The organism is Streptomyces sp. NPDC050610 (assembly GCF_040654875.1).
GTDB lineage: Bacteria > Actinomycetota > Actinomycetes > Streptomycetales > Streptomycetaceae > Streptomyces.
The window spans coordinates 1-16,880 of the sequence record NZ_JBFAIV010000025.1 but is presented as its reverse complement, the minus strand read 5'-3'; the positions used below and the strand labels follow the sequence as shown (position 1 = coordinate 16,880).

Annotated in this window: 16 protein-coding genes; 1 reads left to right on the top strand and 15 read right to left on the bottom strand. The window is 73.7% G+C overall.

The genetic code is table 11. The features are described from left to right. Positions 1-28: 28 nt before the first annotated feature. From AB0I22_RS27190 to bioB, 15 genes are all read right to left on the bottom strand, one after another. Positions 29-889: an AraC family transcriptional regulator gene (locus AB0I22_RS27190; RefSeq protein WP_363133645.1), complete on the bottom strand. Its 861-nt coding sequence runs from the start codon at positions 887-889 to the stop codon at positions 29-31. 76 nt (positions 890-965) lie between these two features. Next, positions 966-1,508 (bottom strand): G/U mismatch-specific DNA glycosylase, encoded by a 543-nt coding sequence (mug, locus tag AB0I22_RS27185; protein WP_363133544.1) that lies wholly within the window; start codon positions 1,506-1,508, stop codon positions 966-968. A 1-nt stretch (position 1,509) separates the two neighbouring features. Then, the gene (gene purB / locus AB0I22_RS27180; protein WP_363133543.1) at positions 1,510-2,943 is read right to left on the bottom strand and encodes an adenylosuccinate lyase; all 1,434 of its coding nucleotides are present in this window, start codon (positions 2,941-2,943) and stop codon (positions 1,510-1,512) included. Between the two features lie 59 nt (positions 2,944-3,002). Then, on the bottom strand, positions 3,003-3,794 hold the full coding sequence (locus AB0I22_RS27175) for an SGNH/GDSL hydrolase family protein (protein WP_363133542.1): 792 nt from the start codon (positions 3,792-3,794) through the stop codon (positions 3,003-3,005). A 92-nt stretch (positions 3,795-3,886) separates the two neighbouring features. Further along, positions 3,887-5,323 carry a S41 family peptidase gene (locus AB0I22_RS27170; protein WP_363133541.1) on the bottom strand — a complete coding sequence of 479 codons (1,437 nt, stop codon included), beginning with the start codon at positions 5,321-5,323 and terminating at the stop codon, positions 3,887-3,889. A 204-nt stretch (positions 5,324-5,527) separates the two neighbouring features. After that, complete coding sequence (locus AB0I22_RS27165; protein WP_363133540.1) at positions 5,528-6,508, bottom strand: aminoglycoside phosphotransferase family protein; 981 nt, start codon at positions 6,506-6,508, stop codon at positions 5,528-5,530. Further along, positions 6,505-6,978, bottom strand: a complete 474-nt coding sequence (locus AB0I22_RS27160) for a GNAT family N-acetyltransferase (RefSeq protein ID WP_363133539.1) — start codon at positions 6,976-6,978, stop codon at positions 6,505-6,507. Before AB0I22_RS27160 ends, AB0I22_RS27165 begins: the two co-directional genes overlap by 4 nt. Positions 6,979-7,072: 94 nt before the next feature. Continuing rightward, entirely contained in the window at positions 7,073-8,092 is a 1,020-nt protein-coding gene (locus AB0I22_RS27155) for a hemolysin family protein (protein WP_363133538.1), read from the bottom strand. Continuing rightward, positions 8,089-9,441: a hemolysin family protein gene (locus AB0I22_RS27150; protein ID WP_363133537.1), complete on the bottom strand. Its 1,353-nt coding sequence runs from the start codon at positions 9,439-9,441 to the stop codon at positions 8,089-8,091. Before AB0I22_RS27150 ends, AB0I22_RS27155 begins: the two co-directional genes overlap by 4 nt. Positions 9,442-9,759: 318 nt before the next feature. After that, positions 9,760-10,185, bottom strand: a complete 426-nt coding sequence (locus tag AB0I22_RS27145) for a GNAT family N-acetyltransferase (RefSeq protein WP_363133536.1) — start codon at positions 10,183-10,185, stop codon at positions 9,760-9,762. 158 nt (positions 10,186-10,343) lie between these two features. Beyond that, entirely contained in the window at positions 10,344-11,219 is an 876-nt protein-coding gene (locus tag AB0I22_RS27140; protein ID WP_363133535.1) for a TIGR03621 family F420-dependent LLM class oxidoreductase, read from the bottom strand. Between the two features lie 120 nt (positions 11,220-11,339). Continuing rightward, positions 11,340-12,017, bottom strand: coding sequence for a methyltransferase domain-containing protein (locus tag AB0I22_RS27135; RefSeq protein ID WP_363133534.1), 678 nt, complete (start codon positions 12,015-12,017; stop codon positions 11,340-11,342). 186 nt (positions 12,018-12,203) lie between these two features. After that, positions 12,204-12,917 carry a dethiobiotin synthase gene (bioD, locus tag AB0I22_RS27130; protein WP_363133533.1) on the bottom strand — a complete coding sequence of 238 codons (714 nt, stop codon included), beginning with the start codon at positions 12,915-12,917 and terminating at the stop codon, positions 12,204-12,206. A 45-nt stretch (positions 12,918-12,962) separates the two neighbouring features. Beyond that, entirely contained in the window at positions 12,963-14,267 is a 1,305-nt protein-coding gene (locus AB0I22_RS27125) for an adenosylmethionine--8-amino-7-oxononanoate transaminase (protein WP_363133532.1), read from the bottom strand. Then, positions 14,260-15,507 carry a biotin synthase BioB gene (bioB, locus tag AB0I22_RS27120; protein WP_363133531.1) on the bottom strand — a complete coding sequence of 416 codons (1,248 nt, stop codon included), beginning with the start codon at positions 15,505-15,507 and terminating at the stop codon, positions 14,260-14,262. Before bioB ends, AB0I22_RS27125 begins: the two co-directional genes overlap by 8 nt. 162 nt (positions 15,508-15,669) lie before the next feature. On the opposite strand from bioB, the gene AB0I22_RS27115 reads away from it, so the two are divergent. Continuing rightward, on the top strand, positions 15,670-16,880 hold a 1,211-nt coding region (locus AB0I22_RS27115; protein WP_363133530.1), incomplete at its 3' end, for an 8-amino-7-oxononanoate synthase.

The following is a 16,880-nucleotide window of genomic DNA, read 5'->3' as shown; positions in this document are numbered from 1 at the left end:
GTTGGTCGTGGCCGTTCCGGCAACGAAGTTATGCGGGCAGCCCGGAGGGGTCGATGGACTCGATGCGGTGAACGTGGTGATTCCCGTGTGCCTCGCGGCGGAAGTCACCGGGGCTGACGCCGGTCTCCCGGCGGAAGAACCGGCAGAAATAGGCGGGGTCAGCGAACCCCGCCTGGCGCGCTACCTGACCGACCGTCAAGTCCGTGCTGGCGAGCAGCCGTTTGGCCTCCAGCGTGCGGGCCGCGCGGGTCAGCCGGCCCGGAGTCAGTCCGGTGCTCTGCTTGACGGCTTCGTTCAAATAGCCCACGGACACGCCCAGTTGGGCGGCGAGCGTGCCCACGGCCTGCTCGGCGGCGCCGGGCAGCGACAGCAGCCGGGTGAACTCCTGCGACACCATGGACGCCCGGCCCGTCTCCGTCTCCGGCAGCCGCTCCCCGGAGATCCGCACCGCGCGGGTGAGCAGGACGTGCAGATGGGCCTGGAGGACCGAGACGAACCCCTCCGCCCGCTGGCCGAACTCCCGCCGCATGTCCAGCACCAGCGCCGTCAGCCGGTCGGCCTCCTCGCCGTCGAGGCAGAGCCAGGGGCGCTCCCCGAGCCTGCGCAGCAGCTGCCGGTCCCTGCCGTGCCCGAGCAGGAAGTCGTCGGTGAACAGGATCACCCACCCGCGCAGCCCCGTCGCCCGCTCCCAGTAGTGCACCTGGCCGGGGGAGATGAGGCACAGGTGCGGGGGCACCAGCGGGAGCCGTACGAGGTCGACGACGTGGTGCCCGGTGCCCCCGGTCACGTACGCGATCTCGTAGAAGGTGTGCCGGTGGGGGAAGTCGGCCCGCGACATCGGTCCGATCGTGTCGAAGGACCCCACGGCGAACGGCAGCAATCCAGGCATGGGCACGTCAAGTCGATGCAGCGGCACCGGTCCGTCCGCCGCAGGCAGCGTCTCCTGCGTCCCTCGCGTCACCCCATCAGAGTACGACGGCGGAGCGCAGCCGTCCGTACTCCTCTGCCATCGCCTCCGGCGACCAATGGGCGTTGAGACCACTGGGGTTGGGCAGCGCCCAGATCCGGGTGGCGCCGATGGTCCGCTCCTGCGGACCGATCTTCGCGCGCTTGTCGTCGAAGGCGACGCGGTACGCGGTGACCCCGACGACCGCCAGCCACCGCGGGCGCAGCCGCTCGACCTTCGCCGCGAGGACCCGCCCGCCCTCGCGGTACTCCTCGGCGCTCAGCTCGTCGGCCCGCGCGCTCGCCCGCGCCACCACGTTGGTGATGCCGAGCCCGTACGACAGCAGCTCAGCCTCCTCGTCCGGGCGCAGCTGTCGCGGCGTGAAACCGGAGCGGTGCAGGACGGGCCAGAAGCGGTTGCCCGGACGGGCGAAGTGGTGGCCCGTGGCCGCCGACATCAGACCGGGGTTAATGCCGCAAAAGAGTACGCGCAGGCCGCTCGCGGCCACGTCCGGGACGAGGCGGTCGCGAGCGGCTTCGAGCTCTTCGGGGGTGAAGCGCATGTCAGAGGATGGAGCCCGGCGTGTACGCCGCCGCCTCGGGGTGCCGCCCGGCGATCTCCCCGATCCGCGACACCACCGTCGCCACCTGGTCGGCCGCGGCCCCGGTGAAGGACAGCTTGTCGGCCATCAGCCCGTCCAACTGCGCCCGGTCCAGCGGAATCCGCTCGTCCGCGGCCAGCTTGTCCAGCAGCTCGTTGCGCTCCGCGCCCTGCTCGCGCATGGCCAGCGCGGAGGCCACCGCGTGCTCCTTGATGACCTCGTGCGCGACCTCCCGGCCGACCCCGGCCCGTACGGCCCCCATCAGCACCTTCGTCGTGGCGAGGAACGGCAGGTAGCGGTCCAGCTCGCGGGCGACGACCGCCGGGAACGCGCCGAACTCGTCGAGAACGGTCAGGAACGTCTCCAGCAGCCCGTCGAGCGCGAAGAACGCGTCCGGCAGCGCGACGCGGCGCACCACCGAGCAGGACACGTCGCCCTCGTTCCACTGGTCGCCGGAGAGCTCGCCGGTCATCGAGGCGTAGCCGCGCAGGATCACCATCAGGCCGTTGACGCGCTCGCAGGAGCGGGTGTTCATCTTGTGCGGCATCGCGGACGAGCCCACCTGGCCCGGCTTGAAGCCCTCCGTGACCAGCTCGTGCCCGGCCATCAGCCGGACCGTCTTGGCCAGCGACGACGGCGCGGCGGCGAGCTGCACCAGCGCGGTCACCACGTCGTAGTCCAGCGAGCGCGGGTAGACCTGGCCGACCGAGGTGAAGGCGTGGGCGAAGCCGAGGTGCGCGGCGATCCGCCGCTCCAGCTCGGCGAGGTTCGCGGTGTCGCCGCCCAGCAGGTCCAGCATGTCCTGCGCCGTGCCCACCGGGCCCTTGATGCCGCGCAGCGGATAGCGCGCCAGCAGGTCCTCCACACGCCCGTACGCCACCAGCAGCTCGTCGGCGGCGGTCGCGAAACGCTTGCCGAGGGTCGTCGCCTGGGCCGCCACGTTGTGCGACCGGCCCGCCATCACCAGCTCGGCGTGCTCGCCCGCCAGCTTCCCGAGCCGCGCCAGGACCGCGACGCTCCGGTCCCGTACGAGCTCCAGGGAGAGCCGGATCTGCAGCTGCTCCACGTTCTCGGTCAGGTCGCGGGAGGTCATGCCCTTGTGCACGTGCTCGTGGCCGGCGAGGGCGTTGAACTCCTCGATACGGGCCTTCACGTCATGGCGGGTGACCTTCTCGCGCTCGGCGATCGAGGCCAGGTCCACCTGGTCGAGGACGCGCTCGTAGTCGTCGAGCGCGGCGTCCGGCACCTCGATCCCGAGGTCCTTCTGGGCGCGCAGCACGGCGAGCCACAGCCGCCGCTCCAGCGTCACCTTGTACTCGGGGGACCACAGGACGGCGAGCTCCGCGGAGGCGTAGCGGCCGGCCAGGACATTCGGGATGCGGGGCTTGGCAGTCACAAGACATTAGTCTACTGGCGGTTTACGCAGGCCAGCGCCCCGGCCCGAGTTGTACGTTGCTACGAGTCGACGCGCGTGGCCGGTGCCTCGTACGGCAGCAGCTCCGCGCGCTTGGCCGGCCGCCCGTCCCCCGACGAGCGGCCCGTGAGCCGCCTGCCGATCCACGGCACCAGATGCTCGCGCGCGAACCGCAGGTCCGAGCCCCGCCGCGCCGCCCACCCGGGCCGTACGCACGGGGGCAGCGCGGCGTTCCAGTCCGACTCCGCCTCGTGCCCCAGCGCCTGCCACACCGCCTCGGCCACCCGCCGGTGGCCCTCCGCGTTCAAGTGCAGCCGGTCGTCCGCCCACAGCCGGGTGTCGCCCAGCACCTCGGAGCCGTACAGGTCCACGACCAGCGCGCCATGCTCCTCGGCGAGCCCGTCGATGAAGGAGAACAGCTGATCCATCCGCGGCCGGAACCGCTCCAGCACCGGCCCGCGCCGCCCCGGACTGCGCATCAGCACCAGCTGCCCGCAGCTCGGCGCGAGGGTCTCGACCGCCTCCCGCAGCCGCGCGCACACCGCGTCCACGTCGCACCCCGGCCGCAGCACGTCGTTCAGGCCGCCGACCAGCGTCACCAGATCGGCCCCCATCGCGGCGGCGGGCCCGGCCTGCTCGTCGGCGATCTGGCCGATGAGCTTTCCGCGCACGGCGAGGTTCGCGTACCGGAAGCCGGGCGTACGGGCCGCCAGGCGGGCGGCCAGCAGGTCGGCCCAGCCGCGGTACGAGCCGTCCGGCAGGGCGTCCGACATGCCCTCGGTGAAGGAGTCGCCGACCGCGACGAAACTGGTGTAGGTGGCATTCATGTGCATGGCGCCGCGATCCTACTCCGCGCCGGCCGGGGGCGACCGGGGGCCGGGGCGGTACGGCGCACGCCGTGGCCATTCCACGCGGACGTGCCCTGTCAGCGCGGGGCGTGCCCCGTCAGCAGGGCGCGGGCACGGTCCAGGGCCGAGTCCGGGCCGTGGTCCAGCTCGGCGTCGGTGAACACGGGCGTACGGACGTCCGGCGGGATGCCGGTCACGTCGAAGCTGCGCCCGCTGCCCGGCGCGGTGGTGAACTGCTCGTTCGGCAGACTGAACCGCCAGCCGTTCGGCAGCACGCGGTCCAGCGTGTCGGAGAAGACGCCCTGGGTGTTCTCGCCGATGCGCGTGACATGCGGCGTGCGGCCCATCAGCGCCTGGGTGAACGTCTCGGCGGCGCTGACGGAGGTAATGCCCGTCAGCTCCGCCACCGGCCCGGTGAAGCGCGGCCCCTTGGCGGGACGCACCATGATCGGCTGCGGGCGGGTGAAGCGCGCCGGGTCGTCCGCGTCGTTGCGGGCCCGCTTGAAGTACGCCGGATACGGGCGGTCGGTCAGCCGCGAGGCGATGCGCAGAGCGAGCGCGTCGTCCCCGCCGCCGTTGAACCGCACATCGAGCACCAGCCCCCGCATCCGGTCCGGCCCCTTCGTGTTCGCGGCCGAGAACACCACGTCCAGCGCCCGGTCCAGCTCGGCCGCCCCCGCCGCGTACCCCGGCTCGTCGCCGTAACCGTCGAACCCGTCGACCCGCAGATAGCCGATGCGGTCCGGCAGCTCGGCGTACGCCACATGCCCGCGCGCCCAGGTCCGCACCGGCGGCAGCTCGCGGGCCAGAGCGGAGTCCACCCGCTCCTTGAAGTCCTTGAAGTCGGTCGGGGTGCCGGGGCGGCTGCCGTGGTAGCGGTGCTTCTCGTCCATGACGAGCGCGGTGTGCGCGTCCTGGAGCGGCTCGATCATGTCCCGCAAAATGGAGAACAACTGCTCCGGAGTGGTCCGGTCGGTGACCCGCGGCCGGTACCGGTCCCGCTGTGCTTCCCAGTCCACACCGTGCGCCGCGAAGAACGGATAGTTCTCCGCGTACGTCTGCCAGAACACGTCGAAGACGGCGCGCTGGTTCTTGGGCGCCTGTTCGCCGCAGCGGGACGGCAGCGCGTCCGCGCGCCGCAGTTCCACGTGGCCCACGCTGCCGTCGTAGCTCAGCCGGGCCCGGCCGGGCCCGTCGGGACGTACGGTCAGGACTTGCGCGTCCTCCCGCTCGAACCGCACCGAGCCGTCCGCGCCGGGTCCGCCGACGGCGGTGGCGGTCTCCGGGTCGGGCAAGCAGCTGACCGAGGTGGTCTGCCAGGTGCGCAGCCGTCCGTGGTCGATGCGGAGCGCGGCGCCGTAGCCGTCGGTGCGCCAGACGCCGTCCAGCCGCGTCCGCCCGGCGCCGTTCCGCGCGGCCGCCCCTGAAGCCGGTACGGCGGCCATGGCCGCGAGCGTCGCGGTGAGCGCGAGCACCGCCGTGCCCGCGCTCGCCCTGCTTCGGGAACGACGCATGAAATCAGCCTCCTGTGTGAGCGTCCGCCGGTTGCCGACCGCCGGTCGCCAGTTGTTGCGGGGCTCCGGTTCTCCGGCTGTCCCGTTCTCCGGCTCTCCGGCGAAACGCTATGGACGCTCGGCCGCCCTGGTAATCCGGCAGGCAGGAGGGGCGTACGGGGGCTGTCCCCATGGCTGGCGGCGCGGGGGCAGGGGGCGTCGGGATCAGCCGTCGGCAGGGGCCTCCGCCGCGGCCAGGAGTTCGGCCGTGTCCAGATAGGGCCGGGCCGATGCCTCCGCGCCGTGGTCGAGGAGATACAGACCGGTCGATACGCGCTCCAGGAACCCCCACTCCCAGACCGCCCCCGCGTCCACGCCCGTACGCTCCGCCAGCAGGGAGCAGTACGAACGGGCGAGCCGGACGGCGTCGCCGGCCAGCAACTCGGCGCACCAGCCGCGCAGCGCGACGCCCAGGTCGTAGGCGGGTTCGTCGAGGAAGCCGTCGGGGTCGACGAAGACGAAGCCGGTCTCCGCGCCGGGCCGGGGGACGGTGGCGCGGAGGGCGTTGCCCGGGTGCGGGTCGCCGTGGACGACGACGCACCGGCCGGGGTCGAAGGCGGCGGCCCGGCGCCCGGCGCAGTCCAGCGCCCGGTCGACGACGCGCTCCGAGCAGGGGCGGCCGAGGCCGTCCCACAGGCGCTCGACCATCGCGGCCAGCGCCCGGGCCTTCTCCGGCTCCGCGGCGGCGAGGGCGTCTTCGGCGGCGACGGCGTCTTCGGGCGGCGGTACGCGCCAGGCGCGCCGCAGCGTGGCGCACAGGATGCCGAGCTGCCGGGGTACGGGCAGGCCCAGCTGGTCGAGCGGCGCTCCGAGCGACTCCAGGAGGAGCGCGTGCCGCTGTGCGTCATGGGCCAGCAGACTGACGTATCCCTGCCCTTCGGCACGTTGAAGAGTCCGCAGTGTGTTCGGGAAGTCCGGGTCCGGGACGGCGAGTTTGAGCACGGCGGCACGGCCGTCCCCGGTCCGTACCCGCAGTACGTACGCGCTCGTCGCCCGGTCCAGAGGTGCGCCGGCTGTCAGCGACCACCGCCGTTCCAGCTCCGCGACGAGGTCCGGCAGGCCGGTGAGCCACTCCTGCCCGCGCCTCCCGAGCCGCCGGGCCTTCTCCCGTACGGCCGGCGGCACTTCGGGCACGGGGCGGTTCATGATGCGAGGCCGCGGGACACGAGCCGGCCTCGGTCCGTCAGGGTCTTGTGGAGGTGCACCTTCGCGTGCCCGCCGGGGATGCCCCCGTTGCGGCCGAACTCGGTGAAGCCGTGGCGTTCGTAGAAGCCGGGCGCCTGGAAGGTGAAGGACGAGACGATCGCCCGTTCGCAGCCGCGGCGCACCGCCTCCGCCTCTGCCGCCGCCAGGATCCTGCCGCCCCACCCGTCCGCGCGGAAGTCCTCGCGCACCCACACCAACTCGATCTCGAAGAAGCCGCCCCAGGTCCACCCGGTCAGACCGCCGGCCGGCTGCCCATCCGCATCTGTGATCTTCACCGACAGGCTCTCTGCCGCGTCCGCGCCCGCGGCGGCTTTGTTGTAGGCGATGAGCCCCTCGTTGAGGCGGTCGCTCAGTTCGGTGTCGAGGCCGCCGACGGACAGGGCCGGATGCGGGGCGTGTTCGGTCGTCATGACGCGGAGCATGCCACTCCGTATGGCCTCGGGGCACGCGAATTCAGACCGCGGCGGGGGACTGAGCTCCACGAACTCAGTCCCCCCGGCCGCGTCACGCGGCCGGCGGCTGCCCGACCAGTTCGCGCAGGACGTCCTCCATCGTGACGAGGCCGGCCAGCCGCCCCTCCTCGCCGATGACGGCGGCGATGTGCGTGCCCGTGCTGCTCATCGCCGTGATCACGTCGTCCAGCGGCGTCGCCGCCCGCACCCGCGCGATGGGGCGCACCCGGTCGACGGGCAGCGGCAGATCGCGCGGCTTGGCGTCGAGCGCGTCCTTCACGTGCAGATAGCCCAGGATCCGGCCGCCCGCGTCGACCACCGGGAACCGCGAGAAGCCCGACTCGGCCGACAGCCGCTCCAGCCCCTCGGGCGTCACCCCGATCCGCGCGGACACCACCCGTTCCACCGGCAGCACCACGTCCTTGACCGGGCGGCGGCCCAGCTCCAGCGCGTCCCGGAGCCGTTCGGTGGCGCGGTCGTCCAGCAGCCCGGCCTCGCTGGAGTCGGCGACCATACGGGCCAGCTCGTCGTCCGAGAAAGTGGCCGCCACCTCGCCCTTCGGCTCCACGCGCAACAGCTTGAGCAGCCCGTTCGCGAAGGCGTTGACCGCGAAGATCACCGGGCGCAGGGCGCGCGCCAGGCCCACCAGCGGCGGTCCGAGCAGCAGCGCGGTGCGTACTGGCTCCGCGAGCGCGATGTTCTTCGGCACCATCTCGCCGAAGAGCATGTGCAGATACGTCGCCACGGCCAGCGCGATGACGAAGGAGATCGGGTGCGTCAGCCCGTCCGGCACGCCGACGCCGTGGAAGACCGGCTCCAGCAGATGCGCGATGGCCGGCTCCGCGACCACACCGAGGATCAGCGTGCACAGCGTGATGCCGAGCTGCGCCGCCGCCATCAGCGCCGATACGTGCCGCAGCCCCCACAGGACGCTGCGGGCCCGCCGGTCGCCGTCCTCGGCGTGCGGCTCGATCTGGCTGCGCCGCACCGAGATCAGCGCGAACTCGGCCCCGACGAAGAAGGCGTTGACGACCAGGGTCGCCAGGCCGATCAGCAGTTGGACCGCGGTCACCGGCCGGCCCCCTTGTCGCTCTCGTCGTTCTCGTCGTCGGCGCCGGGCAGGGGCGCCGTCAGCCGTACGCGGGCCGCCCGGCGGCCCGTGGCGTCCATGACCTCGATCCGCCAGCCCGCCGCCTCGACGGTGTCGCCCGCTGCCGGGATGCGGCCCAGCTCGGTGGCGACCAGCCCGGCGAGGGTCTCGTACGGGCCGTCCGGCGCGCGCAGCCCGATCGCCTGGAGCTGGTCGGTACGGGCCGCGCCGTCCGCGTCGTACAGCTCGCGGCCTTCGGGGTCCGTGCCCGCCGGGGCAAGGTCGGGGGTCTCGGCGGGGTCGTGCTCGTCGCGGACCTCGCCCACGACCTCCTCGACGATGTCCTCCAGCGTGACGACGCCGGCCGTGCCGCCGTACTCGTCGATGACGACCGCCATGCTCCGCTTCCCGGAGATCCGGTCCAGCAGCCGGTCCACGGTCAGCGACTCCGGTACGAGCAGGGGCTCCCGCAGCAGCGAGGCCACCGGGTGGCGGGGCCGCCGCTCGGCGGGTATGGCCAGGACGTCCTTGATGTGCGCGACGCCCACGACCGTGTCCAGGCTGCCCCGGTACACCGGGAAGCGGGACAGGCCGGTGGCCCGGGTCGCGTCGGCGACGTCCTCGGCCGTGGCCTGGATGTCGAGCGCCGTGACCTGGACGCGGGGCGTCATGACGTTCTCCGCCGTGAGATCGGCGAGGTTCAGCGTCCGTACGAACAGCTCGGCGGTGTCCGCCTCCAGCGCGCCCTCCTTGGCGGAGTGGCGGGCGAGCGCGACGAGCTCCCGCGGGCCGCGCGCGGAGGCCAGCTCCTCGGCGGGCTCCAGGCCCATCCGGTGCAGCACGCGGTTCGCGGAGTTGTTGAGGTGCTTGATCAGCGGTCGGAAGACGGAGCTGAAGGCGCGCTGCGCCCCCGCGACCCGCCGGGCGACCGGCAGCGGCCGGGAGATCGCCCAGTTCTTCGGCACCAGCTCGCCGACCACCATCAGGATCACCGTGGAGAGCACGGTGCCCAGGACGAGCGCGGTGGAGGAGGCGGCGGAGGCCGGCAGCCCGGTCGCCTTCACCGGGCCGGTGAGCAGCGCGGAGATGGACGGCTTGGAGATCATGCCGATGATCAGGCCGGTGACGGTGATGCCGAGCTGCGCGCCGGAGAGCTGGAAGGTGAGACCGCGCACGGCCTTCAGCGCGCCTTCGGCCTTGCGGTCGCCGCGCTCGGCCGCCCGCTCCAGCTCGCTGCGCTCCACCGTGGTCAGGGAGAACTCGGCCGCCACGAAGACCGCGCACGCGAGGGTGAGCAGCAGGGCGACCACCAGGAGGATCACTTCGGTCATCGGTTCACCTCCGTCCCATGATCGGGCAAGGGCGGACGGAACGCGCGATGTCGACTACTGGGAGGCTCGCCCATGGGCGGACGCTCACACCTTTCACAAGAGGGTGACAGTGGGTGAATCATCCATGGTAAAGGAGGGGCAAAGCATGTGAGGGTCCCGAAGCGCCTCGGCGGTACTGTGCTCCGGCGGCTCCGGCGGCTCCGGCGGCTCCGGCGGCTCCGGCGGCTCCGGCGGCTCGGCGGCTCGGCGGCTCGGCGCCTTGGCGGTCTGGCGGCCCAGGGCCCGTGCCCGTACGGGGTCCGGCGCGCCTCGGCCTCCTCAGCCGCCCAGCGGCTTCGTCCAGCGCCGCCACTGCCGCTCACGCGCGTAACCCGCCGCACCCCAGGCGCGCTGCGCCACCGCGTTGTCCTCCAGGACCATCGCGTCGCCCCGCCGCCCGCCCAGGGCCACGAACCGCCGCTCGGCGGCCTCCAGCAGGGCGGTGGCGACGCCCCGCCTGCGGGCGTCGGGGTGCACGGCCAGCCGGTACAGCGAACACCGCCAGCCGTCGAAGCCCGCGATGACGGTGCCCGCCAGCTCCCCGCCGACCTCGGCCAGCAGCAGCGACTCGCTGTCGCGGGCCACCAGCCGGGCCACCCCGTCCCGGTCGTCGCTGATGCTCGTACCCTCGGCGGCCTCCTTCCAGAAGGCGAGCACGGCGTCGAGGTCGGCGGGGCCCGCGGCCCGTATGTGAAGATCGCTCATGCCGGTATCCCACCACCGGACGCGCCGCGCGGTCGAACATCTTTCCTCGCGGCCGCGGCGCACCGCGGCCAGACCCCGAGGCTCAGCGATCAGGCGCCCCGCCGGCTTCGCGACCAGGCGCCCCGTAGCTCCGCGGCAGGCGCCCCGCAGCTCCGCGGTCAGGTTCCCCGCAGCTCCTCGATCACGGGGCCGAAGGTCTCCAGCGCCGGGTCCAGCACCACGAAGTACGAGAAGCCGAACCGGTCCCGGTGGGCGCGCAACTGCTCCGCCATCTCCCGCACGGAACCGGTCAGCAGCGCCGGATGCGCCAGCACCTCGTCCTCCGACAGTTCGGGCACCTGCCGCATGGCCTCCCGCGCCCTGGCACGCCGGTCGGCGACGGTCTCCACCAGCTGGATCAGATAGTTCAGTTCGGCGGGCCCGGTTCGGCCGGCGGCGAAGCCCTGATAGGCCGTCACCCGCTCCTGAAGGGCGTCCGGGCTGATGAGCGACAGCTTGCCCGCCGCGTCCTCCCGGGCCCCGGTGAACGCGGCGATGTCCGCGTGGCGCGCGGTGAGCCGCAGCACCCGGCCGCCGTTGCCGCCGAGCAGCAGCGGCGGCCGCCGGGCGGTCCGCGGTACGTGCTCCGGGTCGCCCAGCAGCCGGTCCAGCTCGGCGACGGTGCGCTCCAGACGGTCCACCCGCTCGCGCCGCGTGCCGAAGGGGAGCCCGGCGCCGTCGTGCTCCGCCTTCACATAGCCCGTGCCGAGCCCCAGTTCCAGCCGCCCGTCCATGAGCAGGCCGGCCGTCGCGACCTCGCGGGCGAGCAGCGCCGGGTTCCAGAACCCCGCGTTGAGCACGAACGTGCCGAGCCTGGGCCGCTCGGTCGCCTCGGCGGCCGCCACCAGAGCCGGGAACGGCGCGGGCATGCCGAGATGGTCGGGCAGGAGCAGCACGTCATAGCCCAGCGCCTCGGCCTTGCGGCACTTCTCGCGCCACTCTGCGGCGGTGCCGACCGTGAGCATGCTGACGCCGAATCGAAACGGCCTTGCCATATGTCCCCCTGGATCGCGCCGGGCTGACGAATCACCGCGACGGGCCGTGTACGGACGTGCCCGCCGCCCTTCGTGCGACCGAACGGTAAGTGACTCAACAGCCCATCCGCCAGAGGGAGTTCAGGACGGGAGCGGCGGACGCCTGGCCTTCCCCAGCACGCAGGGCGAGGAGGGAACCCGCGTGCTGCCCTCCGGCACCCGCAGCCGGCGGTACGAGACGACCTCGAACCCCGCCGCCTCGATCGACGCCAGCACGTCCCGCGCCGTATGACAGCCGCCGAACAGCAGCGGCCACACCGTACGGTCCGCCGCGCGCTGCACCGCCGCCTGCACCCGCCCCGGCGCCAGTCCGTGCTCGAAGAACCGCAGCTCCCCGCCCGGCCGCAGCACCCGCATCAGCTCGGCGAGGGACCGGTCGACGTCCCGGACCGAACACAGCACCAGAGACGTGACCGCCGCGTCGAACGCCTCGCTCTTGACCGGCAGCGCCTCCGCCGCCCCCGGCACCACGTCCACCGGAACCCCGGCCCGTCGACCGGCCTGCAGCGCCGCCTGCCGCAGCCGGCGCTCCGGCTCGATCGCCACCACCTCGGAGACGGCCCCCGGATAGTGCGCGAAGTTCAGCCCGCTGCCCGCCCCGACCTCGATCACCCGCCCGGACACGCCCGCCAGCAGTTCCCGTCGCCGCGCGCCCACCCCCGCCCGCTCGTCGGCGATCGGGCCGACCTTCTCGTAGAAGCGCGCGAAGAGCGGGTGATGCACGGCATCACGCGGGATTTTCCTGGTACGCCCCGTCATGGCGATGGTCCTCCCCGTAGGTACAGCAGTACGAGGATTCTGCCCGCGCCACGCCGCTTCCAGCCGTCGACGGACCGCTCGGTGGGAGGGTTCGCGGGCGTGGGCGGGGGCCTTTCGCTCGTACGGTCGGCCCGGCCCGTAAGCGGTGGCACACGCGGGGCGGGCCCCAGTGCCGCGCCCGCCCCATCAGCCCTGCTCGGCCCCGAACCGCCCCGCGTCCCACGTCCCGCCCAGTTCCGGGGAGAGCCAACCTGCCGCCGCCTCCCGGAAGTCGGCAGGATGAAGGGCTGCCGCCCGCTCGGGGAGGGCTCCCAGCAGCGGGGCGCCGGCGGACTTCGGGAAGTCGGCCAGGTTGCAGCGGGCGGCCAGGTCCGGGGCGCCGGGCCAGCTGCCGATCACCACGCCTGGGCAGCGGAGGCCGCGCGACCGTAGCGCCTCGGCCGTCAGCGCGGTCGCGTTGAGCGCGCCGAGGCCGGCGGGGGCCACGATCAGGACCGGCGCGTCCAGCAGGCGTGCCGCGTCCGCCAGGGTGGCCCCCGACTCGTCGAACCGCACGAGCAGGCCGCCCGCGCCCTCCACCAGCACCAGGTCGTGCTCGGCGGCCAGCTTCCGGGCCGTCCGCCCGATCTCGTCGGGGTGTACGGGCGTGCGTCCCGCCCGGCGGGCGGCGGTCTCCGGGGCCAGCGGTTCGGGGAAGCGGGCGAGTTCCACCCCCGTCACCGGACCGGCCAGCCGCAGGACTTCCGCGACGTCCCCGGGCTCCTCCGCCGTCACGCCCGTCTGCGCGGGCTTGAGCACGGCCACTGAACGGCCCCGCGCCAGCGCCGCGGCGGCCACCGCCGCCGTCGCGACCGTCTTGCCGACCTCCGTGCCCGTCCCCGTGACGATCAGCACCGACATCTCTCAACTCCTTGTCGCCATCCGCCCCTTCGGGCGGCTTTCCGTTCAGGCGGCGCGGGCGGCGGCGCATACCGCGGCGCCGATGCGGGCCAGGTCCCGCTCACCGGTGATGTAAGGCGGCATGGTGTAGATCAGGTCCCGGAACGGGCGCAGCCACACCCCCTCGCGGGCCGCCGCCCGCGTGGCGGACGCCGTGTCCGCCTCGTGGTCGAGCTGGACCACGCCGATCGCCCCGAGCACCCGTACGTCGCGTACCCCCGGCAGCTCCGCCGCCGGGGCCAGGCCCGCGCGCAGCCCCGCCTCGATCCGCTCCACCGCCGACCGCCAGTCCTGCGCGAGCAGCAGGTCGATGGAGGCGCAGGCCACGGCCGCGGCCAGCGGGTTGGCCATGAACGTCGGCCCGTGGGCGAGCACCGGGACCTCGCCCCGCGAGATGCCGTCCGCGACGCGCGGCGTGCAGAGCGTGGCCGCCATCGTCAGATATCCGCCGGTCAGCGCCTTGCCGACGCAGAGCACATCGGGCGTTATGCCCGCGTGCTCCGCCGCGAACAGCCTGCCCGTACGGCCGAACCCGGTCGCGATCTCGTCCAGCACCAGCAGCACGCCGTGCCGGTCGCACGCCTCGCGCAGCACCCGCAGATACGCGGGGGAGTGGAAGCGCATACCGCCCGCCCCCTGCACCACCGGTTCGACGATCACCGCCGCCAACTCGTCGGCGTGGCGCGCGATCAGCCGCCGCAGCCGCTCCGCGTACCCGGCGTCCGGCTCGGCGTCGAACCCCGACGGCGGCGCGTCCGCGAAGACCTGCCGGGGCAGCGCCCCCTGCCACAGCCCGTGCATGCCGCCGTCCGGATCGCAGACGGACATCGGCTGCCAGGTGTCCCCGTGGTAGCCGCCGCGCCAGGTCAGCAGCCGCTGCTTGCGCGGTTCGCCGACCGAGCGCCAGTACTGGAGGCACATCTTCACGGCGACCTCGACCGACACCGATCCGGAGTCGGCGAGGAAGACGTGTTCGAGCCCGGCGGGGGTGATCTCCACGAGCCGGGCGGCGAGCCGCACGGCGGGCTCGTGCGTGAGCCCGCCGAACATCACATGGCTCATCCGCTCCAACTGGCCGTGCGCCGCCGCGTTGAGCGCGGGGTGGTTGTAGCCGTGGATCGCGGACCACCACGACGACATCCCGTCGATCAGCTCGTCCGCTCCCCATGCCGGTTCGGCCAGCCGCAGCCGCACCCCGGCCGCGGACTCGACGATCAGCGGCTCCTGGCGGCCCGGCATCGGACCGTACGGGTGCCAGACGTGCTGCCGGTCCAGGGCCAGCAGCCGATCGGGGGCGAGCGGCTCAGGCATTGGGCGGCAGATCCGTGCCCGCGCCCCGGCAGCGCACCGCGACCAGGTCCGTACGGGCGCCACGCGACGCGGCGGCCACCGGGGTGCCGCCCCCGACCGCCTCTCCGACCCCGCCGGCCGTCTCCCCGCCCCCGTCGGCCTTCTGCTCGTAGCCCTCCGCGTCACCGCGCGGGCCGTCCTCGCCGCAGTCGCCCCGCGACCCGCAGGCCGACCCGCCGACGGCGGCGAGGGCGTCCGCCCGGTGCGCGGGCAGCGTCGTGGTGTCCGCGCCCTCCACCTCGAACCCCGCGTCCGCGATCATCGCCAGGTCCGCGCTGCCCTCCTGGCCCTCGCTGGTCAGGTAGTCGCCCAGGAAGATCGAGTTGACCAGGTGCAGTGCCAGCGGCTGGAGGCTCCGCAGATGCACCTCGCGCCCGCCGGCCAGCCGCACCTCCGCGTCCGGGCAGACGAACCGCACCATGGCGAGCACCCGCAGCGCGTGCTGCGGCGTGAGGTTCCACTCCCCGGCGAGCGGCGTTCCCTCCATCGGGATGAGGAAGTTGACCGGAACGGAGTCGGGGTCCAGCTCGCGGAGCGCGAAGACCGCGTCCACCAGGTCCCCGTCGCTCTCGCCCATGCCCGCGATCAGCCCCGAGCAGGCCGACATGCCCGCCGCCTGCGCCTGCTGGACCGTCGAGACGCGGTCGGAGAAGTCATGCGTGGTGCAGATGTCGCCGTAGGCGGCCTCGGAGGTATTGAGGTTGTGGTTGTACGCGTCCGCGCCGGCGGCGCGCAGCCGTTCGGCCTGTCCCTGCGAGAGCAGCCCGAGGCACGCGCACACCTCGACGCCCTCGTGCCGCTCCTTGATGGTCTCGATCGTCCGCGAGACGCGGTCCACGTCGCGGTCGCTCGGCCCGCGCCCGCTGGCCACCAGGCAGACCCGCTTCGCGCCGCCCGCCACCCCGGCGGCCGCGGCCTCCGACGCCTCGTCGGGCTTCAGCCAGCTGTACTTGAGGATGTCGGCCCGGGAGCCGAGCCGCTGCGAGCAGTACGAGCAGTCCTCGGGGCAGAGCCCCGATTTGAGGTTGACGAGGTAGTTGAGCTTCACCCGCCGGCCGAACCAGTGGCGGCGCACCCGGCCTGCCGCGGCCACCACGTCGAGGAGTTCGTCGTCGGTGGTCGCCAGCACGGCGAGAGCGTCCTCGCGGGTCGGCAGCTCGCGCCGCAGCCCGTTGTCCACCAATGTGCGCAGAAGATCCATGCCGCCGATCCTCGTCCACGCCGGAACCTCGCACTATGGAGGATTGATACAAGAGCCGTCGAGCGAGGTGTGTGTATTGCCGCACCTTGACCCCGCATCACGAGGGCTACGTTCTATGCAAACCCCACAGAACGACGAGGGGCAGAACGAGAAGGACGGCCGATGCATCAGGACCCGTTCGAATGGATCGACGCGCAGCGCGTCCGGCGACGGCGGGCGGGGCTCGTACGGACCCTGCGGCCGCGCCGCGCCGACTGCCAGCTCCTCGATCTGGCCGGGAACGACTACCTCGGGCTGGCCAGACATCCCGAGGTCACCGCGGCCGCCGCGGCCGCCGCGCGGCGGTGGGGTGCGGGGGCGACCGGCTCCCGGCTCGTCACGGGCACCACCGAGCTGCACGCCCGGCTCGAAGACCGGCTGCGGGAGTTCTGCGGATTCGAGGCCGCGCTGGTCTTTTCCTGCGGCTACGCCGCCAACCTCGCCGCCGTCACCGCCCTCGCCCGCCCCGGTTCCCTCATCGTCTCCGACGCGGGCAACCACGCCTCGCTCATCGACGGCTGCCGGCTCTCCCGCGCGAGGACGGCGGTCGTCGCGCACGCGGACCCCGATGCCGTCCGCAGCGCGCTCGCGGCGCACGGCGGTCCGGCGCTGGCCGTCACCGACTCCGTCTTCTCCGTGGACGGCGACGCGGCGCCGCTGCCCGAACTCGCCGCGGTCTGCCGCGCGAGCGGCGCGGCGCTGCTCGTCGACGACGCCCACGGGCTGGGCGTGCTCGGCGAGGGCGGGCGCGGCGCCCCGTACGCGGCCGGGCTCGCGGGCGCCCGCGACGTGGTCGCCACCGTCACGCTGTCCAAGTCGCTGGGCAGCCAGGGGGGCGCGGTGCTGGGCCCGGCCAAGGTCATCGACCAACTGGTCAACGCCGCCCGCACGTTCATCTTCGACACCGGCCTCGCCCCGGCCGCCGCGGGCGCGGCGCTGGCCGGCCTGGAGGTGCTGGCCGGGGAGCCGGGGCGCGCGGAGCGGGCGCGTACGGTCGCGGGCGAGCTGCACGCGCGGCTGACGGCGGCGGGGCTCGCGGTGCCGAGGCCGTCGGCCGCGGTGGTGTCCGTACGGGCACCTTCGCCCGGGGCCGCGGTGCGGTGGGCGGCGGACTGCCGTGCCGCGGGGCTCGCCGTGGGGTGCTTCCGGCCGCCGTCGGTGCCCGACGGGGTGTCGAGGCTGCGGCTGACGGCGCGGGCGGATCTGACGGAACAGGAGTTGGAGCGCGCGGTCGCCACGATCGTGGCGCGAACGGCATCCCGGTGCTGCTCGCCGGACGCATCATCACCGGAGCGGGCGCGGCCCTCGTCATTCCCGCCACCCTGTCGCTGGGC

Coding starts and splice junctions, on each gene's coding strand:
- AB0I22_RS27190 (WP_363133645.1), bottom strand. CDS start 889: ATGCCTGGATTGCTGCCGTTCGCCGTGGGGTCCTTCGACACGATCGGA.
- mug (WP_363133544.1), bottom strand. CDS start 1,508: ATGCGCTTCACCCCCGAAGAGCTCGAAGCCGCTCGCGACCGCCTCGTC.
- AB0I22_RS27175 (WP_363133542.1), bottom strand. CDS start 3,794: ATGCACATGAATGCCACCTACACCAGTTTCGTCGCGGTCGGCGACTCC.
- AB0I22_RS27170 (WP_363133541.1), bottom strand. CDS start 5,323: ATGCGTCGTTCCCGAAGCAGGGCGAGCGCGGGCACGGCGGTGCTCGCG.
- AB0I22_RS27165 (WP_363133540.1), bottom strand. CDS start 6,508: ATGAACCGCCCCGTGCCCGAAGTGCCGCCGGCCGTACGGGAGAAGGCC.
- AB0I22_RS27160 (WP_363133539.1), bottom strand. CDS start 6,978: ATGACGACCGAACACGCCCCGCATCCGGCCCTGTCCGTCGGCGGCCTC.
- AB0I22_RS27150 (WP_363133537.1), bottom strand. CDS start 9,441: ATGACCGAAGTGATCCTCCTGGTGGTCGCCCTGCTGCTCACCCTCGCG.
- AB0I22_RS27145 (WP_363133536.1), bottom strand. CDS start 10,185: ATGAGCGATCTTCACATACGGGCCGCGGGCCCCGCCGACCTCGACGCC.
- AB0I22_RS27140 (WP_363133535.1), bottom strand. CDS start 11,219: ATGGCAAGGCCGTTTCGATTCGGCGTCAGCATGCTCACGGTCGGCACC.
- AB0I22_RS27135 (WP_363133534.1), bottom strand. CDS start 12,017: ATGACGGGGCGTACCAGGAAAATCCCGCGTGATGCCGTGCATCACCCG.
- bioD (WP_363133533.1), bottom strand. CDS start 12,917: ATGTCGGTGCTGATCGTCACGGGGACGGGCACGGAGGTCGGCAAGACG.
- AB0I22_RS27125 (WP_363133532.1), bottom strand. CDS start 14,267: ATGCCTGAGCCGCTCGCCCCCGATCGGCTGCTGGCCCTGGACCGGCAG.
- bioB (WP_363133531.1), bottom strand. CDS start 15,507: ATGGATCTTCTGCGCACATTGGTGGACAACGGGCTGCGGCGCGAGCTG.